Annotated in this window: 21 protein-coding genes and 1 pseudogene; 12 read left to right on the plus strand and 10 right to left on the minus strand. The window is 71.6% G+C overall.

Annotated elements, in window-relative coordinates; all coding sequences use genetic code 11:
* The first annotated feature begins 106 nt into the window (after positions 1 to 106).
* Positions 107 to 868: a DeoR/GlpR family DNA-binding transcription regulator gene (locus LH62_RS02080; protein WP_043358927.1), complete on the plus strand. Its 762-nt coding sequence runs from the start codon at positions 107 to 109 to the stop codon at positions 866 to 868.
* A complete protein-coding gene (locus tag LH62_RS02085; RefSeq protein ID WP_144404350.1) occupies positions 865 to 2,358 on the plus strand; it encodes a mannitol dehydrogenase family protein in 1,494 nt (497 codons plus the stop codon). Before LH62_RS02080 ends, LH62_RS02085 begins: the two co-directional genes overlap by 4 nt.
* On the opposite strand, the gene LH62_RS02090 is transcribed toward LH62_RS02085, so the two are convergent.
* The 4 genes from LH62_RS02090 to LH62_RS02105 all read right to left on the minus strand — a co-directional run bounded on the left by LH62_RS02090 (position 2,327) and on the right by LH62_RS02105 (position 7,192).
* Positions 2,327 to 2,518 (minus strand): hypothetical protein, encoded by a 192-nt coding sequence (locus tag LH62_RS02090; RefSeq protein ID WP_043358931.1) that lies wholly within the window; start codon positions 2,516 to 2,518, stop codon positions 2,327 to 2,329. The genes LH62_RS02085 and LH62_RS02090 overlap by 32 nt on opposite strands.
* Entirely contained in the window at positions 2,515 to 3,606 is a 1,092-nt protein-coding gene (locus LH62_RS02095; RefSeq protein WP_052213612.1) for a PepSY domain-containing protein, read from the minus strand. Before LH62_RS02095 ends, LH62_RS02090 begins: the two co-directional genes overlap by 4 nt.
* Positions 3,603 to 5,759, minus strand: a complete 2,157-nt coding sequence (locus tag LH62_RS02100; protein ID WP_052213613.1) for a TonB-dependent siderophore receptor — start codon at positions 5,757 to 5,759, stop codon at positions 3,603 to 3,605. Before LH62_RS02100 ends, LH62_RS02095 begins: the two co-directional genes overlap by 4 nt.
* Positions 5,760 to 6,151: 392 nt before the next feature.
* Positions 6,152 to 7,192, minus strand: a complete 1,041-nt coding sequence (locus tag LH62_RS02105; RefSeq protein WP_052213614.1) for an SDR family oxidoreductase — start codon at positions 7,190 to 7,192, stop codon at positions 6,152 to 6,154.
* Between LH62_RS02105 and LH62_RS02110 the strand changes: the two genes are divergently transcribed.
* The 5 genes and pseudogenes from LH62_RS02110 to LH62_RS31760 all read left to right on the plus strand — a co-directional run bounded on the left by LH62_RS02110 (position 7,118) and on the right by LH62_RS31760 (position 11,341).
* Complete coding sequence (locus tag LH62_RS02110; RefSeq protein WP_255359975.1) at positions 7,118 to 9,040, plus strand: glycoside hydrolase family 15 protein; 1,923 nt, start codon at positions 7,118 to 7,120, stop codon at positions 9,038 to 9,040. The two genes, LH62_RS02105 and LH62_RS02110, sit on opposite strands and share 75 nt — an antisense overlap.
* Positions 9,041 to 9,099: 59 nt before the next feature.
* Positions 9,100 to 10,014, plus strand: a complete 915-nt coding sequence (gene ppk2 / locus LH62_RS02115; protein ID WP_043358934.1) for a polyphosphate kinase 2 — start codon at positions 9,100 to 9,102, stop codon at positions 10,012 to 10,014.
* A gap of 2 nt (positions 10,015 to 10,016) precedes the next feature.
* A complete protein-coding gene (locus tag LH62_RS02120; protein WP_043358935.1) occupies positions 10,017 to 10,211 on the plus strand; it encodes a hypothetical protein in 195 nt (64 codons plus the stop codon).
* A gap of 38 nt (positions 10,212 to 10,249) precedes the next feature.
* Positions 10,250 to 10,465: pseudogene (locus tag LH62_RS32600) on the plus strand (carbohydrate porin); the annotation flags it as partial.
* A 312-nt stretch (positions 10,466 to 10,777) separates the two neighbouring features.
* Entirely contained in the window at positions 10,778 to 11,341 is a 564-nt protein-coding gene (locus LH62_RS31760; protein WP_043358936.1) for a hypothetical protein, read from the plus strand.
* Positions 11,342 to 11,791: 450 nt separating this feature from the next.
* On the opposite strand, the gene LH62_RS02130 is transcribed toward LH62_RS31760, so the two are convergent.
* From LH62_RS02130 to groES, 3 genes are all read right to left on the minus strand, one after another.
* On the minus strand, positions 11,792 to 11,995 hold the full coding sequence (locus LH62_RS02130) for a cold-shock protein (protein ID WP_043337601.1): 204 nt from the start codon (positions 11,993 to 11,995) through the stop codon (positions 11,792 to 11,794).
* A 280-nt stretch (positions 11,996 to 12,275) separates the two neighbouring features.
* The gene (gene groL, locus LH62_RS02135; protein WP_043358938.1) at positions 12,276 to 13,922 is read right to left on the minus strand and encodes a chaperonin GroEL; all 1,647 of its coding nucleotides are present in this window, start codon (positions 13,920 to 13,922) and stop codon (positions 12,276 to 12,278) included.
* A gap of 103 nt (positions 13,923 to 14,025) precedes the next feature.
* Entirely contained in the window at positions 14,026 to 14,337 is a 312-nt protein-coding gene (gene groES, locus LH62_RS02140) for a co-chaperone GroES (protein ID WP_043358940.1), read from the minus strand.
* Positions 14,338 to 14,616: 279 nt separating this feature from the next.
* Between groES and LH62_RS31765 the strand changes: the two genes are divergently transcribed.
* The gene (locus LH62_RS31765; protein WP_202833652.1) at positions 14,617 to 14,889 is read left to right on the plus strand and encodes an usg protein; all 273 of its coding nucleotides are present in this window, start codon (positions 14,617 to 14,619) and stop codon (positions 14,887 to 14,889) included.
* A gap of 16 nt (positions 14,890 to 14,905) precedes the next feature.
* On the opposite strand, the gene LH62_RS02150 is transcribed toward LH62_RS31765, so the two are convergent.
* Both LH62_RS02150 and LH62_RS02155 read right to left on the minus strand, forming a co-directional pair.
* Positions 14,906 to 15,577, minus strand: coding sequence for a TVP38/TMEM64 family protein (locus tag LH62_RS02150; protein WP_043358941.1), 672 nt, complete (start codon positions 15,575 to 15,577; stop codon positions 14,906 to 14,908).
* Positions 15,574 to 16,365, minus strand: coding sequence for a glycosyltransferase family 2 protein (locus LH62_RS02155; protein WP_082012308.1), 792 nt, complete (start codon positions 16,363 to 16,365; stop codon positions 15,574 to 15,576). The genes LH62_RS02150 and LH62_RS02155 overlap by 4 nt, the downstream gene beginning before the upstream one ends.
* A 110-nt stretch (positions 16,366 to 16,475) precedes the next feature.
* On the opposite strand from LH62_RS02155, the gene LH62_RS02160 reads away from it, so the two are divergent.
* The 4 genes from LH62_RS02160 (at position 16,476) to LH62_RS02175 (ending at position 24,455) form a co-directional block, all read left to right on the plus strand.
* Positions 16,476 to 17,549: a COX15/CtaA family protein gene (locus LH62_RS02160; protein WP_043358942.1), complete on the plus strand. Its 1,074-nt coding sequence runs from the start codon at positions 16,476 to 16,478 to the stop codon at positions 17,547 to 17,549.
* A complete protein-coding gene (locus LH62_RS30105; RefSeq protein ID WP_052213615.1) occupies positions 17,546 to 22,480 on the plus strand; it encodes a PAS-domain containing protein in 4,935 nt (1,644 codons plus the stop codon). The genes LH62_RS02160 and LH62_RS30105 overlap by 4 nt, the downstream gene beginning before the upstream one ends.
* A 65-nt stretch (positions 22,481 to 22,545) precedes the next feature.
* Complete coding sequence (tldD, locus tag LH62_RS02170) at positions 22,546 to 23,988, plus strand: metalloprotease TldD (protein ID WP_043358944.1); 1,443 nt, start codon at positions 22,546 to 22,548, stop codon at positions 23,986 to 23,988.
* On the plus strand, positions 23,985 to 24,455 hold the full coding sequence (locus tag LH62_RS02175; RefSeq protein ID WP_043358946.1) for a GNAT family N-acetyltransferase: 471 nt from the start codon (positions 23,985 to 23,987) through the stop codon (positions 24,453 to 24,455). The genes tldD and LH62_RS02175 overlap by 4 nt, the downstream gene beginning before the upstream one ends.
* Here LH62_RS02175 and LH62_RS02180 read toward each other — a convergent pair.
* On the minus strand, positions 24,424 to 24,954 hold the full coding sequence (locus tag LH62_RS02180) for a TspO/MBR family protein (protein ID WP_052213616.1): 531 nt from the start codon (positions 24,952 to 24,954) through the stop codon (positions 24,424 to 24,426). The two genes, LH62_RS02175 and LH62_RS02180, sit on opposite strands and share 32 nt — an antisense overlap.
* Positions 24,955 to 24,959 lie beyond the last annotated feature (5 nt).

Raw genomic sequence — 24,959 nt, forward strand, 5'->3', positions numbered from 1 at the left:
GGCCTTCCTCCCAACCGTCTTTCTTGTGCCGGCGAGTGAAGCCGATCTATGTTCGCTTCCGCAAGCGGATTTTCGTTTTCGCGCTTGCGCACAAAAGGGGGAGGAGATGGGCGCGGACAGCCGCCATGCCGGGATTCTCGACGCCCTGCGGCGCCGCGGCGGCTATGCCGGCATCGAGGAGCTGGCGAGCGGCCTCGCGGTCACGCCGCAGACCATCCGGCGCGACCTTTCGGAACTGGCCGGGAAGGGCCTGCTCCGCCGCCACCACGGCGGGGCCAGCCTGCCCTCCTCCATCGCCAATACCGACTACGCAGTGCGCCATGTCGAGAACAGCGCCGCCAAGCAACGCATCGCCCGCGCCGCCGCAGCGCTCATTCCCGACGGCTCCTCGCTATTCCTCACCCTCGGCACCACCGTGGAGGCGACGGCGGCGGCGCTGGCCGCCACGCACCGCGACCTCCTCGTCGTCACCAACAGCAGCGCGGCCGCGCGCATCCTCGGCGCCACGCCGGGGATGAAGGTGCATCTGCTCGGCGGCGCCTGGCAGGCGCGCAACGGCGGCCTGACCGGTGCGACCACCGCCGAGCTGGCCGCCCGCTGGCGCTGCGACACGCTCATCACCGGCGTCGGCGCCATCGGCGAGGATGGCTGGCTGCTCGACTATCATGAGGACGAGGTGGCCGTGGCCCGCGCCATGCTGGCCGGTGCCGGCCGCTTGCTCGTCGTCGCGGATGGCGCGAAATTCCGCCGCGCCGCCCCCTGCCGCGTCACTCGCCCCGGCCGCGGCGCGCTGCTGGTGGCGGAGGAAGCCCCGGCCTCGACGCGGAAGGCGCTGCGCGCGGCGGGCGTGGAGATCATCGCCGCATGACAGGAAAGAATGGCGCGATGGAGCTGAACCGGGCGACCCTGCGTAGCCTCCCACCCGGGCTGCACACCCCCTCCTACGACCCGGCCGCGGTCACGGCCGGCATCGTCCATCTCGGGCCGGGCAATTTCCACCGCGCCCACATGGCCCGCTACGCGCACGACCTGATGGAGCGCCGCGCCGACGCGCTCGCCTGGGGCATCCTCGGCGCCGGGCTGATGCCGCCCGACCGGCGGATCGTGGACGCCCTCGCGCCGCAGGACGGGCTCTACACCCTGCTCGAACGCGGCGAGGGCGAGGAGCGCGCCACCGTCATCGGCTCGCTCGCGGCCGTCGCCTTCGCCGGCGACTCCTCCGCCGCCTTGCTGCGGGCGATGGCCGCGCCCGCCATCCGCATCGTCAGCCTGACGGTGACGGAGAACGGCTACTGCATCGACCGTGCCACCCGCCGCCTCGACCCCGGCAACCCGCTGATCCAGGCGGACCTCGCCGCCCCCTCGGCGCCGCGCTCCGCCATCGGCGTCATCGCCGAGGCGCTGCGCCGCCGCCGTGATGCCGGGGCCGCAGCCTTTACCGTGATGTCCTGCGACAACCTCCAGCACAACGGCCAGGTGCTGCGCGACGCCGTGCTCGCCTTCGCCACGCTGCGCGACCCGTCGTTGGCCCACTGGATCGAGGACAAGGCCGCCTTCCCCTCCACCATGGTGGACCGCATCACCCCCGGCACCACGGATGAGGACCGGCAGTCGCTCGAAGCCCGCCACGGCCTCCGCGATCGCTGGCCGGTGCCCTGCGAAGGTTTCCGCCAGTGGGTGATCGAGGACCGCTTCGCCGCCGGCCGGCCGCCCTGGGAGGAGGTGGGCGCGCAGCTCGTCCCCGATGTCGGCCCCTACGAGTTCATGAAGCTGCGGCTGCTGAACGCCAGCCACCACACCATCGCCGGCCTCGGCGTGCTGCTCGGCCACGCCCATGTCTCCGACTGCATGGCCGATGCCGACCTCGCCGCGCTGATGCGCGCCGTCATGGACCGCGAAACCGGCCCGACCGTGCCGCCCGTCCCGGACATCGACCTCGATGCCTACAAGGACTCGGTGACGGCACGCTTCGCCAACCCCGCCATCCGCGACACGCCGGGCCGCATCGTCGCGGACGGCTCGCCCAACATCGTGCTGGAGCCGCTGCGCGACCGGCTGCGCGCCGGCCAGCCGGTGGAGCTCCTTGCCCTCGCCGTCGCCGCCTGGATGCGCTGCGCCCGCGGCGAGGACGAGGCCGGCCGGCCGATCGCCCTCCGCCACGCCCTGGCCCCGCTGCTGCAGGAGCGCGCGGCGGCAGGCGGCCCGGACCCCGCCCCCTTGCTCGCGGTCGAGGCGGTCTTCGGCGATCTCGCGGCGCAGCCCGCCTTCACCGGGCCGCTCCGCCACTGGCTGGGATCCCTCTATGCCTCGGGCGCCCGCGCCACCCTCAGCGCGGCCCGCGAGCGCCTGGGCTTCTGACCCGCCGCCCCGCCCACCACGCGACGAGCAGCGGCAGCACCAGGGCCAGGCTGGCGACGGCGTCCCAGACGCCGTCCCTCATCAGCCCGCCCAGCAGGGCGACGGCGGAGAGCACCGCCAGCACCGCCGGGATTCGCCACACCCGCGGCCGCGCCCTCATGCCGCCGCCTCGCGCCGCCGGCGCCACCACAGCCACAACCCGCTGCCGAGGATGACGATGGTGACGATGTCGAGCACCGCCCAGGCGATCTTCAGCGCCATCCCTCCATAGTCGCCGAAATGCAGCGGCTGCGAGACCAGCAGCGCCGTCACGTACCAGGGCGGGGCGCGCAGGTCGGTGAGCCGCCCGGTCTCGGCATCGACCAGCGCCGGGGTCAGCAGGCGGTGGGTGAGCGGCGTGTCGCCGCGCAGGAAGACGGCATAATGGTGCCCGCTCGAGAACATGGTCTGCGGCCAGGCGACGAAGAACGGCTTCCGGTCCGGCGCCGCGGCCCGCGTCGCCGCCACCGCCGCCTGCACCGAGCCCGGCGCCGCGACCGGCGGCTGCCCGCGCCAGGGCTCCACCATCTCGGCCAGCTGGTCCGCCCGCCAGACCGCGAGCACCTGCTCCGCCAGGGTGTTGACCACGCCCGTCGCGCCGACCACCAGCACCCAGCTCAGCGTGACGACGCCGAGGATATTGTGCAGGTCGAGCCAGCGCAGCCGCCCGCTCCGGCCGCGCCGCACCGTCCCGAACTCGCCATGCCGCGCGAAGGGGCCGTAGAGCACCGCGCCCGAGACGGTGGCGACGACGAAGAGCAGCCCCATCGCGCCGAGGAACAGCTTGCCGGGAATGCCGGCGAAGAGGTCCGTGTGCAGCCGGAGCATCCAGTACATGAAGCCCTCGTCGCGTGGCTCGTCCAGCACCTGGGCGGTGCGCGCATCGACTACCACCGTGCGCAGCTCCTGCGGCGGCGAGGTCGGGGTCGGCGCCAGGCTCAGGTAGAGGATGGCCGGGTCGTCCTCCTCCCAGATCAGGTACTGCACCACCTCGCCTGGCCGCTGCGCCCGCGCCGCGGCGACGACGCGGTCGAGGTCCGCCATCGGCGTGCCCTCCGGCATGGGCGGCGCCTCGACCTCCGCGCCCGTCAGGTGGCCGATCTCGTGGTGGAAGATCAGCGGCAGCCCGGTCAGGCAGAGCAGCAGCAGGAAGACCGTGCAGACGAGGCTCGACCAGGTATGCAGCCGCGACCAGCCACGCAGGCTCACCAGCGCTTCACCAGGCTGGCGAGCACTGTCCGGCGGTTGCCGTAGAAGCAGGCCGTGTCGCTGGTGCAGCGCGCGACATAGGCGGTGTCGAACAGGTTGTTCGCGGTGACGGCGAGCTGCGCGCCGGCAAGGGCATTGCCGAAGCGCGAAAGGTCGTAGCGCAGCGCCGCATCCACCAGCGTCACCGAGGGGACGACGTTGTGCGCCGCATTCCCCGTCGTGCTGTTGCCAAGGAAGCGCAGCCCGAGGCCGGCGCCGAGGCCCGCCAGCCGCCCGGCCTCCTCGCCGAAGCTCTGGTCGGCATAGAGCCCGGCCCCCGTCGCCGGCACGCCGGCCGGGCGGTTGCCGCGCTCCTCGGGCGCGCCCTTGGTGATCTCCGCATCGAGCGCGGTGAAGGAGCCGATGAGGCTCAGCCCGCGCGGCAGCCGCGCCACGCCCTCCAGCTCCACGCCCCGTACGCGGATCTCGCCGCTCTGCACCTGGAAGAGCGGGCTGTTCGGGTCCGTCGTCAGGCTGTTCGTCTGAGTGATCTGGAAGAGCGAGGCCTGGACGAAGCTGTCCCGCCCCGGCGGCTGGTACTTGATGCCGATCTCGAACTGCTCGCCCTCGCGCGGCGTGAAGGCGCGGCCCGCCGCGCTCGTCCCCGGCGTTGGCAGGAAGGAGGTGGACCAGCTCGCATAGGGCGCGAAGCCGCCCGGCGTGAGGTAGACGAGGCCGACCCGGGCCGTCGTCGCCGTGTCGCTCTGCCGCTGCGTGCCGCCGCCGATGCGGTCGAGCGTGCTGCTCTCCACCCAGTCTTGCCGCACGCCCGCCGTCAGCACCAGCCGCTCGCCGAGGCGAACCTGATCCTGGGCGTAGAGCCCGTATTGCGAGGTGTTCTGCCGCGTATTCGTCCCCGCCGCGGCGAGCGGCACCGGCGAGCCGTAGGCGGGGCGGAAGACGTCGAGGCTCGGCGCCCCGCCGAAGGCCTGCGGGTTGGAGATCCGCACCGTCGAATAGTCGAAGCCGGCCAGCAGCCGGTGCCCGAGCGGGCCGGTCGTGAAGCGGAATTCCGCCTGGTTGTCCACCTGGAAGCGGTCGATATCCGGCGTCGAGAGGAAGCCGATGCGCCCGAGCGTCCGCTCGTCGGCCAGCAGCCCGATGCCGACGGTTTGCCGCCAATTGATCCCCGAATGCGCCCAGCGCATGTTCTGCCGCAGCGTCACCGCGTCGCTCAGCCGCCGCTCGAACTCGCTGCCGATGCCCCATTGGGTGATGTCGTACTTGTCGAAGCCCGACTCGCCGGCGAAGCGCCGGGTCGGGATGCGGCCGAAGGCCGTCTCCCGCACCGTGCCGAGATAGGGCAGGAATTGCGCGCCCTGGGTGCGGTCGCGCTGGTAATAGGCGTGCAGCGTGAGCCGCGTGTCGTCATCCGGCCGCCAGGTGATGGCCGGGGCGATGAAGGCCCGGTCGTTGCCCACCTTGTCGATCTGGCTGTCCGCCAGCCGCCCGAGCCCTGTCAGGCTGTAGGACCATTTGCCGTCCCGGTCGAGCGGACCGCTGCTGGTGCCCGCCGCCTGCGCCCGGCCGAAATCCCCGGCGGTGAGGCGCATCTCGCCCTGCGGCGTCTGGGTCGGCCGGCGCGAAGCCTGGTTGATGAGGCCGCCCGGCTGGATCTGCCCATAGAGCACCGAGGCGGGGCCGCGGACGATCTCGAAGCGGTCGAGGCCGTAGGGCTCGTAGGAACCCGCGGCGAAGCCGACGCTGTAGCGCAGCCCGTCGAGGTAGTAGCCGTTGTCCACCGCATCGAAGCCGCGCAGCAGCAGGAAGTCGGCGCGCGGGTCGGGCCCGTAGCTCTCGCCCCGCAGCCCGGCCTGGTAGCGCACCGCCTCGCCGAGGCTCTGGGCCTGCAGCGCGTCGATGGTTGCCCGCGGCACGACGGAGATGGATTGCGGCACTTCGATCAACCGGGTGGCGCCCTTGGTGCCGGCCGTTTCCTCGCTGGCGACGAAGCCGCGCGGGGGCTCCACGGCCCCGAGCGCCGGCCGGCCGGAGATGGCGAGTTCCGGCAGCCGGACCGCGGCGTCATCCGTGCCCTGCGCCAGGGCGGCGCCGGCGAGTAGGAGGGGGGTCAGCCCCAGGCAGAGCAGGGGCAGGCGGCTGCGAGCGGACAAGGATCAACCCTCGGATCGTTTCCTGTTCCGTTAATAAGAGTCATTATCAATTGCAAGCACGCTCATGCAACCTGACGCGGCTGTCAGTCTAGCCGGACTCAGCTCTTCCGCCCCGGCAGCACGCCGCTGAGCACCTCCCGCGCCTTGTGGGACCAACACGCTGCCCTCCTCCGGGTCGGGGCTCAGCGGAGCGGAGGTGAACTTCCTCATCTGCTCCAGCGTGATGCGCGACGGCATCGGCGGCGTGCATCGCGCCCGCCTCCAGCATCGCCCGCCAGTCGCTCACACCCTTGCCGATGCCTTCGCGCCAGCCCGCTGCCAGAAGAAGTCGCCGGCCGTCCCGCTTATGGACGGGCCTCGATCGCCGTATCCGGAGCGCCGGCCGCCTCGCATCACCGGATCGAACGGTGTGCCACCCCTCTGGCCACGCGACGCGGCGTCGCGGCAGGACCGTTCCGCGTGGCAAGCCGCAACACGGCCAGCAGGCCGAGGCCGAGCCCCGCCATCACCGCGCCCCTGTGCCGGCTGATGACCATCTCCCAACTGCCCGTGCGCGCCCGCGCATCGAACCGCCCATGCGCGCCGTAATCGCCCGGCACGGGCTCGAAGAGGTTGCTCGGCACCGAGGCCGGCTCGCGCTCCGCGGTCAGCTGCCCGCTGTAGCCCTTCCACGCCAGGTAGCGATCGATCAGCCCCGGCGCGATCCGGTTGCCGAGGATCGCCTTCACCGTCGGGAAGCCGACCCAGATCTCCCGGCGCGGATGCTCGGCGGCGAAGACGATGGCCCGCGCCGGCACCTCCGGCTGAAAGATCGGCGGGACCGGCTGCGCCCGCTTGCCCATCTTGTTCAACGCCCAGTCGAATTGCGGCGTGTTCACCGCCGGCAGGTGCACCATGCAGAGGTTGATGCGGTCGCCGTCATGCATGATCTCGGAACGCAGGCTGTCGGTGAAGCCGCGGATGGCCGACTTCGCCCCGCAATAGGCTGCCTGAAGGGGCACCGAGCGATAGGCCAGCGCCGAGCCGACATTGATGATCGTCCCGCGCCGCCGCCCACGCATCCGCCGCAGCGCCGCCATGGTCCCATGCACGGTGCCGAGATAGGTGACGGAGGTTGCCCGGTGGAACTCCTCCGCCGTCGTCTCCCGCACCGGGGCGAAGACCGTCGCCATCGCGCCGTTCACCCAGACATCGATCGGGCCAAGCTCCGCCTCCACCCGCGCGGCCGCCGCCTCCACGGCACCGGCATCCGCCACGTCGAGCGGCAACGGCATGGCGCGGACCCCCATGGCCCTGAGTTCCGCCGCCGCCTGCTCCAGCCGCGCCGCATCCCGCGCGATGAGGCCGACATCGTAGCCGTGCCGCGCGAATTCCCGCACGACGGCCCGCCCGACGCCTGCCCCGGCGCCGGTCACCACGACGATCCTGGTCATTCATCCCCCTTTCGTGCGTGGCACAAAACATATCGCTCAGGCAACCCGGGGCGCCGCTCCGGGTTCCAACGGCGCATGTCAAAGCCCATCGAGGATTATGCGCTCATCGGCGACGGCGAGACCGCGGCGCTGGTGGCGAAGGACGGGTCGATCGACTGGCTCTGCTGGCCGCGCTTCGACGACGATGCCTGCTTCGCTGCCCTGCTGGGCGACCCCGAGCATGGCCGCTGGCGCCTCGCCCCAGCCGATGTCGCGGCACGCACCACCCGCCGCTACCACGGCGACACGCTGGTGCTGGAGACGGAATTCGAGACCGAGGCCGGCGCCGTCCGCCTCACCGACTTCATGCCGGCCGAGCCCGAAGGCGGCACCGCGCTGGTCCGCCTCCTCACCGGCCTCCGCGGCGAGGTCGAAATGGAGTGCGACCTGCGCCTCCGCTTCGACTATGGCAGCGTCCCCTGCTGGCTGACGCCGCGCGCCGATGGCATGCACGCCGTGGTCGGCCCCGACCAGGTCACGCTCCGCAGCCCTGCCCCGCTCGAGACGGCGGATGGCACGACCCGTGGCCGCTTCACCCTGGCGGCCGGCGAGACCATTCCCTTTGTCCTGCGCTATGCCCGCTCCTACGACCCGGAGCCGGGCCCGATCGACACCGAGGCTGCCCTCGCCCGCACCCTCGCCTACTGGGAGGGCTGGATCGGCCAGTTCCGCAAGCCAACCGAATGGCCGGACGCGGTGCGCCGCTCCCTCCTGACGCTGAAGGCGCTGAGCCACCCCCGCACCGGCGGCCTCATCGCCGCGCCGACCCTCGGCCTGCCGGAGAAGCCGGGCGGCGGGATGAACTGGGACTACCGCTATTGCTGGGTGCGCGATTCCACCTTCACCTGCTGCGCCCTGCTCAATGCCGGTTTCCGCGAGGAGGCGCGCGACTGGCTGCAATGGCTGCTGCGCGCCATCGGCGGCACGCCGGAGAAGATGCGCATCATGTACCGCGTGGATGGCTCCCGCCGGCTGGAGGAATGGCAGGCGCCCTGGCTGCCCGGCTATGAGGGCTCCGGCCCCGTCCGCATCGGCAATGCCGCGGCCAGCCAGGTCCAGCTCGACGTCTTCGGCGAAATCCTGGACACCGTCCACCTCGCCCGCCGCTCCGGCATCGACGGCAGCGAGCACGGCCGCCGCATCGGCCGCACCCTCATCGAGTTCGTCGAGCGCAGCTGGCGCCAGCCCGACCAGGGCCTCTGGGAAAGCCGCGGCACGCCGCAGCACCACGTCTATTCCAAAGCGATGTGCTGGGTCGCGGTGGACCGCTTCCTCAAGGTCCATGCGGATGACGGGCTGGAGCCGGAAGCCCTCACCCGCCTCGCCGCTCTCCGCGACGAGATCCATGCCGAGGTCTGCCACCGCGGCTACGACCCGAAGCTTGGCCATTTCGTCCAGCACTATGGCTCGCAGGCACTGGATGCGAGCTTGCTGATGCTGCCGCTCATGGGCTTCCTCCCCGTCGAGGACCCCCGCATCGCCGGCACCATCGCCGCCATCGAGCGCGACCTGCTGGATGGCGGAATCGTCCACCGCTATGCCGACCGGGATGGCGGCCAGGAAGGCGCCTTCATCGCCTGCTCCTGCTGGCTGGCCGACTGCATGGCCATGCAGGGCCGCCACGAGGAAGCCCGTACGCTGTTCCTCCGCGTGCTTGCCCTCAGCAACGATGTCGGCCTGCTCGCCGAGGAATACCACCTGCCGAGCCGCCGCATGATCGGCAATTTCCCGCAGGCGTTGAGCCATATCGCCCTGGTCAATACCGGCCTCGGCCTGTGCGGCCCGGTCGTGCACCGCGCCGGCGGCTGAACGTCATAGGCCTGCAACCTTCCTGGGCTATTCTCCCGCCGACGAATGGAGAAAGGCGGATGCCGGATCGTGAGGAAGCCATGCGGCCCTGGCTGCAGGCGGAGCTGGAGGACGATTTCGACGAGGAGCTGGAGCAGGAGATCGACGACCGCCGCCTCCCGGAGGAGGTCCGCCACCTGCTGCAATCCCGCCAGGTTCGCACCATCGACCGCGGCCTCTACTTCCGCGAGCTGCTGCGGCTGCAGGGCGAGCTGGTGAAGCTGCAGGACTGGGTCGCCCATCGCGGCCTCAAGGTGGTGGTGCTGTTCGAGGGGCGCGACAGCGCCGGCAAGGGCGGCGCCATCAAGCGCATCACCCAGCGCACCAACCCGCGCATCTGCCGCGTCGTGGCGCTTCCCGCGCCCTCCGACCGCGAGCGGACGCAGTGGTACTTCCAGCGCTATGTCGCCCATCTGCCCGCCGCGGGCGAGGTCGTGCTGTTCGACCGTAGCTGGTACAACCGCGCCGGCGTCGAGCGCGTCATGGGCTTCGCCAGCGAGGCGCAGGTCGAGGACTTCTTCCGCGACGTGCCGGAGTTCGAGCGCATGCTCGTCCGCTCCGGCATCATCCTGGTGAAGTACTGGTTCTCCATCACCGACCAGGAGCAGCAGCTCCGCTTCCTCATGCGCATCCACGACCCGATCAAGCAGTGGAAGCTCTCGCCGATGGACCTGCAGTCTCGCGTCCGCTGGGAGCAATACACCAAGGCGAAGGAGGCGATGTTCGAACGCACCAGCATCCCCGAGGCGCCGTGGTACATCGTCGAGGGCAACGACAAGAAGCGCGCGCGGCTGAATTGCATCCAGCATCTCCTCTCGCAGATCCCCTACGAGGAGGTGCCGCACCAGCCGGTCGCGCTGCCCGAGCGCGTCTTCGACCCGAACTACGAGCGGCGCACCCTGCCGGCGGAGCTCTACGTCCCCGACCGCTACTGACCTTGCGGCGCGCCTGGCTCGCCGTCCTCGCCGCGCTGCTGCCGCTTGCCGCCGCCACCCCGGCCGCGGCGCAGCGCGGCGTCGCCGGCCCGATCTACGAGCGCAACATCGACGCGCTGATCGAGGGCGCCGAGCCCGGCGCGCTCCGCATGCTGATCGGCGCCTCGCGCAGCCGCTCGGCCCGCACGGCGGGCTGACGCGTGTCCTCCTCGCGGGCAAGGAGGACACCGACCACCTGCGCGCCCATCGCACCATGATGATGGCGGCGCTGAACTGGGACCAGCAGATCACCGGCACGCTCGGCGCCTTCGCTCGCCTCGGCTGGAATGAAGGCCGCCCGCAGAACATCATGTTCACCGAGATGCACTGGTCGGTCTTCGGCGGGATCTCGCTGGATGGCTGGCGCTGGCAACGCCCGGGCGACACGATCGGCCTCGCCGCGAATGTTGGCGGCCTGCAGGGCCCCCAGCGCCGCTTCCTCGCCGCCGGAGGCGTCGGCTTCATCCTCGGGCGGTGGTCGCCTGAACTACGCCCCCGAGGTGGTGGCCGAGACCTATTACGACGCCGCCCTCGCCCCTGGGCTGAGCGCCGCGCTCGACGTCCAGCCCATCGTCAATCCCGGCTTCAATGCGGATCGGGGCCAGGTCCCGATCGCCACGCTCCGCCTGCGCGCCGCCTTCCGATGCTCCGGGCGGCGCCACCGCCGCGGAACAATGCCCCGCCGCCGGCGTTCCCTCAGCCCAGCCTTGCAAGGGGAAAGCCCATGCCCATCGTCGCCGACAGCAGCCAGTGGACCGGCGAATACGACCACACCTCCCATGCCGGCCCGGTCGTCTGGGGTGAATTCGAGGATCGCGAGAAGCTCGACAGTGCCACGGCCAAGCTTCAGGCCGAGACGTGGTTCCGTGAGCTCCAGGCCCGCGCCGCGCCACAGGGCGAGCGCCCCGCCGACAACGACCAGGTCATCACCCCCGACGAGAATCCGAAGGGCGCCGACGCCCGTAACCTGCGGCAGAATTTCGTCGGCATCGGCACCGCCTCGACCTCGATGCTGGCGGCCGGAATCGTCATCGCCACCGGTGGCGCCGCCCTACCTGCCGTTGCGGCCGCCGCCGCCGCCGGCGCCGCGACGCTCGCGGTCGGCGAAACGGCCGGTGCCGCCGCCAGCCCCTCCGACAGCGGCAATCGCCCGGAGGAGGTGACGAAGTCGGCAGGCCCCTCCCTCGGCATCCAGGCGCAGACCGAGGCGGAGAAGGCGGAGGCGCAGCGCTTCCTCGAAAGCCAGGGCGCCCGCCGCGTCTGGGTCGAGGACAGCAAGGCCGCCTGAGCCCGCACCGCCCGGGCCGCCACGCTACTCTGCGCCCCATGGGCAATGGGAAGCGGGACACGGCGGCAGGTCCGGCGGCGCGGGGCTGGGGCTCAGGCCCAGTTTCAACGGACCTGGCCCGACAGCCCGGGGCGCCTCATCGTGTCGACCCTCGGCGGTGCCGGCACGGCAGGGATCCTGTCCCGCATCATGGCGTGCCATCCGGGCCAGCGGGCGGTGGTGCAGAATGGCGCCACTGCCGCGGCCCGCAGCGCTCAGGACGGCATGACCTTCCTGGCCGCAAGAGGCGACACCCATCGCCCTGCCGGGCGACCCCGCCTCACGGTGCGGCGAAGGAGGCCGACCTCGCTGCCCCTGGTGGCCCGCCCGAGGGGCTGGCCACCCATCCCGGTGCAGAACCCCGCCGCCATGCCGAGACCGTCCGCCGCGGCGGGACGCGGCTGGATTGACCTATAGCGGCTTGAGGTTCGCCGCCGCGGCCTTGCCGCGCTCCATCACGACCTCGTAGCTGATCTTCTGATTCTCGTTGAGACCCTGTAGGCCGGCTTTCTGCACGGCGGTGATGTGGACGAAGACATCCTTGCCGCCATCCTGCGGCACGATGAAGCCGAACCCTTTGGTTGCGTTGAACCATTTCACGGTGCCGATCGCCATTGCGACGCGCCCTCCCTTGCATCGGGCACGGGCGAGGATCGCCCATGCGAAACCGCCAGGCTTGATCGCTTGAAGGCGGCCGGAGGGCTCCGGGACGGCACGGCAAGGCGGGCCAAGGACTGCTGGCTCAGCGAGTGGACACGGATCGACCGGTTGAAGTCAACGATCACGCATACGCGTTATCGTGAGGGATTCGGAACAGGAAAGGCTCCGAACCGACACGAAAAAGGGGCGGGCCCTGCGGCCCGCCCCCTCTCTCCGATCGGCCTTTCGGGCTCGATCAGAAGTCCATGTCGCCCATGCCGCCCATGCCGCCGCCCGGGGGACCACCGGCCGGAGCCTTGCGCTCCGGACGCTCGGCCACCATGGCTTCGGTGGTGATCAGCAGCGAGGCGACCGAGGCCGCATCCTGCAGCGCCGTGCGCACGACCTTGGTCGGGTCGATGATGCCGGCGGCGACGAGGTCCTTGTACTCGTCCTTCTGGGCGTCGTAGCCGAAGACATAGGTGTCGGTGCGCAGCACCTCACCCGCGACGACCGCGCCGTCCTTGCCGGCATTCTCGGCGATCTGCTTCGCCGGCGCCTGGATGGCGCGACGGACGATCTCGATGCCGACCTGCTCGTCGTTGTTCAGGCCCTTCAGGTGGCCGAGGTTGGTCGAGGCGCGCAGCAGCGCCACGCCGCCGCCCGGCACGATGCCTTCCTGAACCGCGGCGCGGGTCGCATGCAGCGCGTCGTCGACGCGGTCCTTGCGCTCCTTCACCTCGACCTCGGTCGAGCCGCCGACGCGGATGACGGCAACGCCACCGGCCAGCTTCGCCAGGCGCTCCTGCAGCTTCTCGCGGTCGTAGTCCGAGGTGGTCTCCTCGATCTGCGCCTTGATCTGCTCGACGCGGCCCTGGATCGCGGACTTCTCGCCGGCGCCGTCGACGATCGTGGTGTTCTCCTTCTCGATCCGCACCGTCTTGGCGCGGCCGAGCTGGGCGAGCGTCACGCTCTCGAGCTTGATGCCGAGATCCTCGGAGATCACTTCACCGCCGGTCAGGATGGCGATGTCCTCGAGCATCGCCTTGCGGCGATCGCCGAAGCCCGGCGCCTTCACGGCCGCAACCTTCAGGCCGCCGCGCAGCTTGTTGACGACCAGGGTGGCCAGCGCCTCGCCCTCGACATCCTCGGCGACGATGATGAGCGGACGGCCGGACTGCACAACCGCCTCGAGCAGCGGCAGCATCGGCTGCAGCTGGCTGAGCTTCTTCTCGAAGATCAGCAGGTAGGGGTTGTCCATCTCGACGACCATCTTCTCCGCATTCGTGATGAAATACGGGGAGACGTAGCCGCGGTCGAACTGCATGCCCTCGACGACGTCGAGCTCGGTCTGGATGCTCTTCGCTTCCTCGACCGTGATGACGCCCTCGTTGCCGACCTTCTCCATCGCCTGGGCGATCATCTCGCCGATCTCGGTCTCGCCATTGGCGGAGATGGAGCCGACCTGGGCGACCTCGGCGGAGGTGGTGATCTTGCGGGTCTTCGCCTCGAGCTCGGACACGACGGAGGAGACGGCCTTGTCGATGCCGCGCTTCAGGTCCATCGGGTTCATGCCGGCGGCCACGGCCTTGGCGCCCTCGCGGATGATCGCCTGGGCGAGCACGGTCGCGGTGGTGGTGCCGTCACCGGCCAGGTCGTTGGTCTTCGAGGCCACTTCGCGCACCATCTGCGCGCCCATGTTCTCGAACTTGTCGGCCAGCTCGATCTCCTTGGCGACGGTCACGCCGTCCTTGGTGATCCGCGGCGCGCCGAAGCTCTTGTCGATGACGACGTTGCGGCCCTTGGGACCGAGCGTCACCTTCACGGCGTCGGCCAGGATGTCCACGCCGCGCAGCATGCGGTCGCGCGCATTGGCGCCGAACTTAACGTCCTTCGCAGCCATGTATGTACCTCATTGGTTCGGCGTCCGGCCGCTGCCCGAGCTGAGTGCCCCGGCGCGGTCCCGTCGGCCAGTGTTGACGAGTGTCAGACCCCGGAGCGGTTGCTCAGGCGGCCTTCGCGACGGAAGCGTTCTCGAGGATGCCCATGATGTCGGACTCCTTCATGATGAGGAGCTCCTCGCCATCGAGCTTCACCTCGGTGCCCGACCACTTGCCGAACAGGATGCGGTCGCCGGCCTTCACGTCGAGCGCGCGGAGCTCGCCCTTGTCGTTCAGCGTGCCGGAGCCGACGGCGATAACCTCGCCTTCCTGCGGCTTCTCCTTGGCGGTGTCGGGGATGATGATGCCGCCGCGGGTCTTCTCCTCGGCCGTCACGCGACGGACGAGAACGCGGTCATGCAGGGGACGGAAGCTCATATGCGGTCCTCTCCTGGCCTATTCTCTTGGAATGGGTCCCCCCGCCGGGAGGCGCCAGCAGGACCGCTAGCACTCACCCCAGAGGAGTGCCAAGCGATCTAGGGCAGGCTCGCGCGGGCGTCAAGGGATTTGCAGCACTCTCCGAGTGCGAGTGCCAACCCCCTGAAATCCAACAATTTTGTTGCAACCCACCCGGAAAGACGTGGCAAGCTCGGCGTTGCAGAAATGGAGGAAATCGCCGGCCGCAACGGCTGGCACCGAAGAGAAGGATCGCCTTGCGTGCTGCACAGCCTCGAGCGCTTCGTCCGCATCCCCGACTGGCGGCTGACCACCGCCGAGATCCTCTACCACATGCCGGACCATCCGGGCGTCCTCCAGACCTTCGTCTGGCAGAAGGTCGACCACGCTCCCGCCTTTCCCGAGCTCTCCCGTTTCCTGGAGTTCTGGCGCCGCGAGATCGAGGGCCCGCTCCACTCCGTCCGCGTCGCCTCCGCCGCCCTCACCCGCCCAGCCGAGCTGCGCTTCGCCAACGGCCAGTTCGTGCTCCACTGAGCGGCTTCCACGGGCGCTACTCCTCCAGCGCCCGCCCCGCCCGGTGCCGCCTGAGCAGGGCGAAGCCGATCGCGACGGAGCCCAGCAACAGCACGGCCGAAAGCCCGAGCTGCCAGGCCCCGTCCACCCGCACCCCCTTGCCGAGCAGGGCGAAGACAACCGTCTGCGGCAGGTAGCCGATCGCTGAGGCGGCAAGGAAAGGCACCGCCGCGACCCCCGCCATCCCCGCCAGCAGGTTCAGCGCCAGGTTGTTGCCGAGCGGCAGCAGCCGCAGCGCCAGCGTCGCATCGAAGGGACTCGCCGCCAGGAGGTCGCGCAGCGGCCTGAGCCGCCGCCCGAACCGCCCGGCCAGCCTTCGCTCCGCCCAGCCCCGCCCGACCAGCCTGGCCCAGGCGAAGGAAACCGCGCAGCCGAGCAGCTGCGCCAGCAGCGCCAGCCCCGTCCCCACCACCGCCCCGAAGGCATAGCCGCCGAGGAATGCGACGCCCTGGCGAGGGATGCCCACCGCCGTCGCCGCCATCCCGACAAGGAGGAAGACGCCCTCCCCCCAGAGCCCCCGCCCGCGGATGGTCCGGTCCACCCACTCGGTCCCGAGCAGCCCGCCGAGCGCCCGGAGCAGCAGCCCCGCCGCCACCAGCCCCGCCGCCAGCACGAGGAGCTTGGCGACCGCCCGCCCCCGCTCGCTCACTCCTCGACCGCCGGTTCGACCACGGGGCGGGAGCCGCGCCGCTGCAGCCAGGCAACCCCGAACAGGTCGAAGATCGACACCGCCAGCCGGTCCAGCGTGCCGTAGTTGGAGCGCCCGCGCACCCGCGGCCTATGGTTCACTGGCTCGCTCACCACCCCCCCACCCTGGCGCAGCACAAGCGCCGGCAGGAAGCGGTGCATGTGATCGAAATGCGGCAGGTCGAGGAAGAGCGCGCGGGGGAAGACTTTCAGCCCGCACCCCGTATCCGGTGTTGCATCGCCGAGCAGCCGGGCGCGGATGCGGTTGGCGATGCGGCTGGACCGGCGCTTCACCCAGCTGTCCCGCCGCGTCACCCGGTGTCCCGCCACCAGGACCGGCCCCGCCTTGCCCTGCATCTCGGCCTGCGCCCGCGCCAGCAGCCGGGGAATGTCCGCCGGGTCGTTCTGCCCGTCGCCGTCGAGGGTGGCGATCCAGGCGCCGCGCGCTGCCTTCACCCCGGTGATGACGGCGGCCGACTGCCCGCAACTCGCCCGGTGCCGCAGGTGCCGCAGCGGCGCAGCGCCCGCCGCTTCGCGCAGCGCCGCCGGCGTCCCATCGGTCGAGCCGTCGTCGACATAGACGATCTCATGCGCCAGCCCGGCCAGCGCCGCCTCGATCTCGGCGACGAGCGGGGCGATGTTCGGCGCCTCGTTGCGCACCGGGATGACGACGGAGATCAGGGGAGGGTTGGCCGGGGCCGCCGAGGGGGTATCGGCCGGAGCACCGGCCGCATCGGGGGCGGTCTGCATCGCACCGCTGCGGTAGCAGCCACGCAGGCAGGCCGCAAGCCGCGCCGATTGTTTCGCTGAAGTGGCGTTCGATTGGTGTCCTTGCCGCCTTGCGCGCCTATACTGAGGGAATGCCTTTCGATGCCCCCTCCACGCGCCCGGTCCGCAGCCGGGCAGCCCCCCGCGCCATCGGCCTCTGGCTGCTCGGCGTGGCCGCCATGGTCTGGGTCATGGTCGCCCTCGGCGGCGCCACCCGCCTTACCGGCTCAGGCCTTTCCATCATGGAATGGGCGCCGCTCTCCGGCACCCTGCCGCCGCTTTCCGATGCCGAATGGCAACGCCTCTACGACCTCTACCGCACCATCCCGCAATACCAGCTCGTCAACCAGGGCTTCGGGATCGAGGGCTTCAAGCAGATCTTCTGGCTGGAATGGGCCCACCGGCTCTGGGGCCGGCTGATCGGCCTCGCCTATGCGCTGCCCCTTGCCTGGTTCTGGCTGCGCGGCCGCATCCCGGCGGGTTACAAGGGGCGCCTCCTGCTGCTGCTGGTGCTGGGCGGCCTGCAAGGCGCGGTCGGCTGGTTCATGGTCGCCTCCGGCTTCGAGGCGGACCGCACCACCGTCTCGCCCTACCGGCTGGTGATGCATCTCGGCCTGGCGCTCGGCCTCTTCGCGGCGCTGACCTGGACCGGCCTCAGCCTGCTGCGTCCCCGCCCCGCTGAAGCCCCGCCCGCCACCCGCAGCATCCGCCGCCAGGCCAAGGCCGCGGCCTGGCTGCTGGTGGCGGCGATGCTCGCCGGCGGCTTCGTCGCCGGCAACCGGGCCGGGCTCGCCTACAACACCTTCCCGCTGATGGAGGGGCAGCTGGTGCCGCCGGGCTACTGGCCGATGGAGTCCGCCTGGGCCAACCTCACCCTCGATGTGGCGACGGTGCAGTTCAACCATCGCCTGCTGGCGAGCCTCGCGGCGCTGGCCGCGTTGGGCGCCGCCTTCGCCGGCTGGCGCCGCCTGCCGCCCGGCTTCGCCCGCCGCGCCTGCCTCGGCCTCGGCGGGGCGGTGGCCCTGCAATACGTCCTCGGCATCGCCACCGTGCTGCATGCCGTGCCGGTCTGGCTCGGCACGCTGCATCAGGCCACGGCCGTCCTGGTGCTGACCGCGGCGCTGCTGGCGCTGCATGGCCTCCGCGCTCCGGAGAGAGCTTCATGATCGAGGGCGAAGCCGCCATCGTGCCCTCTGCCAACCAGGGCGCCCTGCTCCGGCTGGTGCTCGACAGCATGCGGCACGGCATCGCCCTGTTCGACGCCGAGGACCGGCTGTTGGCCGCGAACGATCTGGCGCGCCGGCTTGGCGCCATCCCGGGCGACACGCTGCCGATCGGCGCCAGCCTCATGACGATCGTCCTGGCGCAGGCCGCCGCCGGCGAGTTCGGCGATGCCGAGGCCACCGAGGAGCGCATCGCCTCCGCGCGGAGCTTCGACCGGTGCGCCCCCCAGCGCTATACCCGTACCCGCCCCGACGGCACCGTGCTCGAGATCGCCTCAGACCCGACGCCGGGTGGCGGTTTCATCATCACCTACAGCGACATCACCGCCCGCGCCCGCGCCGAGCAGGCCGCCCGCGACCGCGCCGCCCTGCTGAGCGCGGCGCTCGACTCGATGCAGCATGGCTGCCTGATCTACGGGCCGGACGACCGCCTCCTCGCCGCCAACGCCCTCGCCGCCTCCAGCGCCGGCCTGGCACCGGAGGAGCTGGTCCCCGGCCGCCTCCGTGCCGAACTCATCGCCCTCCAGCATGCCCGCGGCACCTTCGGCAGCGGCGAGGCGGCGGCGGCGGAGCGGGACCGGCTGCTCCAGCGCCCGGCCGGCGGCTACAACGAGATCACCCGCGCCACGCCGAACGGACGGGTCGTCAAGGTCGTCTCCAACCCCATCGGCCCCGACGGCGCCGGTGGCCATGTCGTCACCTATACCGACATCACCCCCATCGCCCAGGCCGAGGCCGCCTCGCGGGCGCGTGCCGAGCTGCTCCAGACCATGCAGGAGACGATGCGGCATGGCATCGCCCTGTTCGGCCCGGACCAGCGGCTGATCGTTGCCAATGACCTCGCCGCCGAACTGGCCGGCCTCCGCCCGGGGGAAATGCCGCCCGGCACGACCCCCGCCGGGATCGCCGCCCTCCAGCGCGCCCGCGGCCTGTTCGGCGAGGAGCCGGAGGCCGTGGCCGCCCAGGACCGCAACCTGCCGCGCCTTCTCCGCCGCCGGCTGCATGACGGCCGCATCGTCGATGTCCGCTCCGACCCGACGCATGATGGCGGCTTCGTCATCACCTGGTCCGACGTCACGCCGCTGATCGAGGCGGAGAAGGCGGCCGAGGCGCGTGCCGCCACGCTCCAGGCCATGATCGAGAACATGCGCCACGGCGTCGCCCTGTTCGACCCCGAGGGCCGATTGGTGGCGGCCAACCGGCTGGTCAACGACCTGGCCGGCATTCCGGCCGGGATGGCGGTGCCGGGCCGGCACATCGGCGAGCTGATCGCCGCCCAGCGCGAAGCCTCCGCCTCCGGTGACCCGGCGCTCGACGCGATGCACGCTGCCCAGGCCCTTGCGGCCGACCGCTCGAAACCGCAGCGGCATACCCGCCCCTCGCGGGACGGGCGGATGCTCGACGTCGCTTCCGATCCCATGCCGGATGGCGGCTTCGTCATCACCATCACCGACATCACCGCCCTGACCCGCGCCGAGGCCGAGCTGCGCCAGCGTGCCGAGCTGCAGGAGGCGATGCTGCACGCCATCCGCCACGGCATCGCCCTCTACGATGCGGATCACAGGCTGATCGCGGTGAAGCGCCTCGGCAGCGGCCAGGGCAGCCTCCCCTTCCCCGAGGGCGATGGGCCGATGCCGCCCGGCACGTCCATGCTCGACGTCCTGCGCCGCCAGGCCGCGATCGGCGGCCTCGGCCCCGAGCCGGAGCGGGAGCTGGAGCGGCTGCTCGCGCTCGACCGGCGCCAGCCCCACCGCTACATGCGCCGCACCAGCGACGGGCGCCTGATCGAGATCCATTCCGACCCGATGCCGGATGGCGGCTTCTCCATCGCCTTCGCCGACGTCACCCCCCTGGCCCAGGCGGAGCAGGAGGCGCATTCCCGCGCCGCCATGCTGCGCGCCGCGCTCGACACCATGCGGCACGGCTTCATGCTTTTCGGCCCCGACCGCCGGCTGCTCATCTCCAACCGGCTGGCCAGCGAGATCGGCGGGCTCTCGGCCGAGGAGCTGGCGCCCGGCACAAGCCTCGACGACCAGCTCCGCCGGCAGCATGCCCGCGGCATGTACGGCGCGCCGCCGGAAAGCGACGAAACCCTGGCCTGGCTGCTGGAGGCCGACCGCGGCCAGTCCTGGCGGCGCACCCGGCACATGCCGGACGGCCAGGTGGTCGAGGTCTTCAGCGACCCGACGCCCGATGGCGGCTTCGTCGTCACCTTCACCGACATCACCGCCCGCGCCGAGGCGGAGGCCGAGGCCAGGCGGCGTGCCCGCGACCTCCAGGTCACGCTCGACAGCGTGCGCCACGGCATCGCCCTCTACGGGCCGGACCGCCGGCTGATCCTCGCCAACCGCCTGGCCGGGCCGCATCACGGCCTGCCCGGCCTGCCCGGGCGCACCGGGACCCCGTTCGACGACATCCTCCGCGAGCAGTACGCCCTCGGCCATTTCGGCCCGGAGCCGGAGGCGAGCCGGCGCTACGCCACGGCGCTCGGCCGCGACCGCTCCCAGCCGGCCCGGATCCAGCGCCGCATGCAGGACGGCCGGGTGATCGACATCGCCAGCGACCCGACGCCCGATGGCGGCTTCGTCATCACCCAGTCCGACGTGACCGCCCTGGAGGAGGCCAAGGCCGAATCCTCCGACCGCGCCGCGACGCTGCAGCTGATGCTCGACAACATCCGGCACGGCATCTCCTATTTCGGCCCGGACCGCCGGCTGATCGCCTGCAACCGCCTGGCCGAGGAACTGGTCGGCGAAGACGGCCGCGTGCCGCTGCGGCCCGGCGATTCGCTCGAGGACATCGTGGACCGCAGTGCCGTCGTCGGCTCCTTCGGCACCGCCGAGGAGACCGCGGCGATCAAGGAGGCCCGGATCCACCTCGATCGCAGCAAGCCGGACCGCTACCTGCGCCGCACCGGCGGCGGCCGGCTGGTCGAGATTTCCTCCAACCCGGCGCCGAATGGCGGCTTCGTCGTCACCCATTCCGACGTGACCGAGCTGCTGGAGGCGCAGGCCGCTGCCGCCGCCCGCGGCGCCCAGATCCAGCTCATGATGGACAGCATGCTGCACGGCATCGCGCTGTTCGACCGGGAACACCGGCTGGTGACCGCCAACCTGCTTGCCGCCTGCCTCAACGGGCTCGACCCGGCCGCCTTCGAGCCGGGCCGCACCTGGAGCGAGGTGGTCGCGGACATCGCCGCCGCCGGCCTGCTCGATCCCGGGGAGATCCCGCGGATCGTCGCGGACGACTACAGCCGCCCGCTCCGCTTCGTCCGGCCCGGCGCGGATGGCCGGGTGATCGAGGTCACCACCAACCCGACGCCGGAGGGCGGCTTCGTCACCACCTATACCGACATCACCGCGCTCACCCGCGCCGAGGCCGCGGCGCGGGAGCGGGCCGGGGTCCTGCAGGTGATGCTGGAGAATACCCGCCACGGCATCTGCTACTACGGTCCGGACCGCAGGGTGATCGCCGCCAATGCCCTCGCCGCCGAATTCGGCAGCTACTCGCCGGGCACCCTCCGCCCCGGCCGCAGCATCGAGGAGCTGGTGGAGGACCAGCTCGCCCACGGGGTCGGCGGCGAGAGCGGCGCGCGGGCGGCGCAGCTCGCCCTCGACATGGATCGCAGCCTGCCCTCCCGCTACACCCGCCCGACCGCCGATGGCCACATCATCGAGGTCACGTCCGACCCGACGCCGGGCGGCGGCTTCGTCGTCACCACCGCCGACATCACCCCCCTGGTCCGGGCGGAGGAGGAGGCGCGCAGCCGCGCCGCCATCCTCCAGGCCATGCTGGACAACAGCCGCCAGGGCATCATCCTCTTCGACATGGGCGGGCGCGTCGTCGCCGCCAACGGCATCGCCGCCACGCTGAACGGCCTGCCGCCGGACGCGATCTGGCCCGGCCAGCCGATCCAGGCGCTGATCCAGTTGCAGGCCGACAACGGCGACCTCGACCCGGCCGCCTTCGCCGACGCCCTAGCGATGGTGCCGCAGGACCGGCCCTGGGCGGTGCCGTCCACCCATCTCCGGACGCTCAACGGGCGGAAGATCGAGATCACCACCGACGGCGTCGGCGGCGTCGGCTACATCCGCAGCTACCGCGACACCACGGACGAGCTGCGCGCCCGTGCCGAGCTGGAGCGCGCCCGCGACGCGGCCGAGGCGGCCAACCGCGCCAAGTCCCGCTTCCTCGCCACCATGAGCCACGAGCTGCGGACGCCGCTCAACGCCGTCATCGGCTTCTCCGAGGCCTATCTGATCGACAGCGACCCGGCCCGCCGGCTCGACTACGTGCAGTCGATCCATGAGGCCGGACGGCACCTGCTCTCGCTGATCGACGACATCCTCGACGTCACCCGTTCGGAGACGACCGGCTTCCAGATCACCGAGGGCCATGTGGCGGTGCTGCCGCTGGCCGAGGGTGCGGTGCAGATGATGCAGGCGACGGCGACGACGACCGGCGTCGCCCTCGGCGCCGCGCTGCCGCAGCGCCTGCCCCTGCTCCGCGCCGACGAGCTGCGCCTGCGCCAGGTGCTGCTGAACCTCCTCGCCAATGCGGTGAAGTTCACCCCTTCCGGCGGCAGCGTGACCCTCGGCGCCGAGATCGCGCCCGAGGGCGACCTGGTGCTGAAGGTCAGCGACACCGGCATCGGCATCGCCGCGGCCGACATCCCGCGCGCCTTCGAACCCTTCACCCAGCTCGATTCCTCATTGTCGCGGCGCTTCCCCGGCTCCGGCCTCGGCCTATATCTGTCGAGGGCGCTGGCCGAGGCGCAGGGTGCCACCCTCACCCTGGAGAGCAAGCCCGGCCAGGGCACCATCGCCTTGCTGCGCTTCCCGAAGAACCGCCTGCTGGCCGACCTGGCCGTCTGAACCTCGTGTTTTCATCGTGTGATCGACGCCTCCGGTCCGGCGATCACGCTCTAGGAGCCCCCACTATGCCGCTCGACACGCCGCTTTCGGTCACCGACCGCCTGTTCTTCGCCGAGGCGGGCCTCGACCGCGCCGGCGCCGAGCGCCTGGTCCGCGAGGCGCTGGCCGGCGCCGATGATGGCGAACTCTTCCTCGAATACCGCGAGAGCGAGGGCATCTCGCTCGACGATGGCCGCATCCGCTCCGCCACCTTCGACGCCACCCGCGGCTTCGGCCTGCGTGCCGTGGCCGGCGAGGCGGCCGGCTATGCCCATTCCGGCGAGCTGTCCGAGGCCGCGCTGAAGCGCGCGGCGGAGACGGTCGGCGCCGTCCGCCACGGCCATTCCGGCACGCTCGACCTCGCCCCGCGCTCCACCAATGCCCGGCTGTATGCCGACGGCAATCCGCTGGCGCTGCTCGATTTCGGCGCCAAGACCGCGCTCCTCGGCGAGATCGACGCCTTCGCCCGCGGCCGCGACCCGCGCGTCGCGCAGGTGATGGCCTCCATCTTCGGCGAGTGGCAGGCGGTGCAGATCATCCGCCCGGACGGCACACGCGTCGCCGATATCCGCCCGCTCGTCCGCCTCAACGTCGCCGTGGTGGTGGAGCAGGACGGGCGGCGGGAGACCGGCAGCCACGGCCTCGGTGGCCGCTTCGACTATGCCCGCATCCTCGCCGCCCCGGTCTGGCAGGCGGCGGTGGACGAGGCGCTGCGCCAGGCCCTCGTCAACCTCGACAGCGTCCCGGCCCCAGCCGGCGAGATGGAGGTGGTGCTCGGCCCGGGCTGGCCCGGCATCCTGCTGCACGAGGCGATCGGGCACGGGCTGGAGGGCGACTTCAACCGCAAGAAGACCTCGGCCTTCGCCGGCCTGCTCGGCCAGCGCATCGCCGCCCCGGGCGTCACCGTCATCGATGACGGCACCATGCCCGACCGCCGCGGCAGCCTCACCGTCGATGACGAGGGCACGCCCTCCAACCGCACCGTGCTGATCGAGGACGGCATCCTGACGGGCTTCTTGCAAGACCGGCAGAATGCGCGGCTGATGGGCGTCGCCTCCACCGGCAACGGCCGGCGGCAAAGCTACGCCCATATCCCCATGCCGCGCATGACCAACACGGTGATGCTGGGTGGCGAGCATGCGCCGGAGGAAATCCTCCGCAGCGTGAAGCGCGGCCTCTACGCGGTGAACTTCGGTGGCGGCCAGGTGGACATCACCAGCGGCAAGTTCGTCTTCTCCGCCTCCGAGGCCTACATGGTCGAGGACGGCAAGATAGGCGCCCCGGTGAAGGGCGCGACGCTGATCGGCAACGGCCCTGACAGCCTCACCAAGGTGACGATGGTCGGCAACGACATGGCGCTCGACCCGGGCATCGGCACCTGCGGCAAGCAGGGCCAGGGCGTTCCCGTCGGCGTCGGCCAGCCGACGCTGAAGCTCGCCGGCCTCACGGTCGGCGGCACCGCCGTATGAGCATCCGCCCGGCCCGGCCCGAGGAGGCGCCGGTCCTGGCCGCTATCGTCGAGCGGGCCTACGGCCCTTGGGTGGCGGTCGTCGGCCGCCGCCCGATGCCGATGGAGGACGACTACGCCGCCCGCATCGCCGCCGGCGAGGCCTGGGTGCTGGAGGAGGCGGGTGCGCCGGTCGCGCTCGTCGTCATCGAGCAGCACCCGGACCACCTGCTGCTCGACAACATCGCCGTCGACCCTGGACGCCAGGGCCGCGGCGAGGGACGGGTGCTGCTCGATTTCGTCGAGGCCGAGGCGGCGCGGCGGGGTCTTCCGGAGGTGCGGCTCTACACTAATGTGCTGATGGAGACGAACATCGCCCTCTACGCCCGCCGCGGCTATGCCGAGACCGGGCGCGAGGTGCAGAAGGGCTTCAGCCGCGTCTTCATGGCGAAGCCTGTCAGCGATTCCGCCGCCACAGCTCCTCGCTGAGCAGCGCCGCGAAGCCGATCCAGGCGGCATAGGGCGCCGCCATCCAGGCCGAGGCCGGATCGACCCGCCGGGCCGCATCGACATAGGCGACGGCATTGGCGACCGTCACCCCGGCCTCCACCGTCGCCGCCCCTAGTCGCCGCTCGCCGAAGCCGAGCCAGAGCCAGAGCGCGTTTAGCACCTGGATGCCAAACCAGTGGCCGAGCGCCCGCTCCCGCGCCGGCCCGCGCGGCGCCGTCCAGATCCGCAGCCCGGAGAGCGTCAGCAGCGCATAGAGCGGCCCCCAGATGGCGAAGGCCGGATCGGGCGGGTTGAAGGGTGGCTTCTCCAGCCGCTCGTAGTCGCGCCGGATGCGTCCATGCACCGGCGAGGGCGAGTAGCGCGCCGAGAACAGCGCCGAGGCCAGTACCGCCCCGCCCGTCACCAGCAGGCCGAGGCCGATATCCCGCTCGCGCCCGCCCCGCGGCACCGCCACCTGCCGTATCAGCGCCCCGTCCATCGCCC

The organism is Belnapia sp. F-4-1, assembly GCF_000802185.1.
GTDB lineage: Bacteria > Pseudomonadota > Alphaproteobacteria > Acetobacterales > Acetobacteraceae > Belnapia.

Coding starts and splice junctions, on each gene's coding strand:
- LH62_RS02160 (WP_043358942.1), top strand. CDS start 16,476: ATGCCTTTCGATGCCCCCTCCACGCGCCCGGTCCGCAGCCGGGCAGCC.
- ppk2 (WP_043358934.1), top strand. CDS start 9,100: ATGCCGGATCGTGAGGAAGCCATGCGGCCCTGGCTGCAGGCGGAGCTG.
- LH62_RS02080 (WP_043358927.1), top strand. CDS start 107: ATGGGCGCGGACAGCCGCCATGCCGGGATTCTCGACGCCCTGCGGCGC.
- groL (WP_043358938.1), bottom strand. CDS start 13,922: ATGGCTGCGAAGGACGTTAAGTTCGGCGCCAATGCGCGCGACCGCATG.
- LH62_RS02085 (WP_144404350.1), top strand. CDS start 865: ATGACAGGAAAGAATGGCGCGATGGAGCTGAACCGGGCGACCCTGCGT.
- LH62_RS02105 (WP_052213614.1), bottom strand. CDS start 7,192: ATGACCAGGATCGTCGTGGTGACCGGCGCCGGGGCAGGCGTCGGGCGG.
- tldD (WP_043358944.1), top strand. CDS start 22,546: ATGCCGCTCGACACGCCGCTTTCGGTCACCGACCGCCTGTTCTTCGCC.
- LH62_RS31760 (WP_043358936.1), top strand. CDS start 10,778: ATGCCCATCGTCGCCGACAGCAGCCAGTGGACCGGCGAATACGACCAC.
- LH62_RS02175 (WP_043358946.1), top strand. CDS start 23,985: ATGAGCATCCGCCCGGCCCGGCCCGAGGAGGCGCCGGTCCTGGCCGCT.
- LH62_RS02180 (WP_052213616.1), bottom strand. CDS start 24,954: ATGGACGGGGCGCTGATACGGCAGGTGGCGGTGCCGCGGGGCGGGCGC.
- LH62_RS02090 (WP_043358931.1), bottom strand. CDS start 2,518: ATGAGGGCGCGGCCGCGGGTGTGGCGAATCCCGGCGGTGCTGGCGGTG.
- LH62_RS30105 (WP_052213615.1), top strand. CDS start 17,546: ATGATCGAGGGCGAAGCCGCCATCGTGCCCTCTGCCAACCAGGGCGCC.
- groES (WP_043358940.1), bottom strand. CDS start 14,337: ATGAGCTTCCGTCCCCTGCATGACCGCGTTCTCGTCCGTCGCGTGACG.
- LH62_RS02130 (WP_043337601.1), bottom strand. CDS start 11,995: ATGGCGATCGGCACCGTGAAATGGTTCAACGCAACCAAAGGGTTCGGC.
- LH62_RS02155 (WP_082012308.1), bottom strand. CDS start 16,365: ATGCAGACCGCCCCCGATGCGGCCGGTGCTCCGGCCGATACCCCCTCG.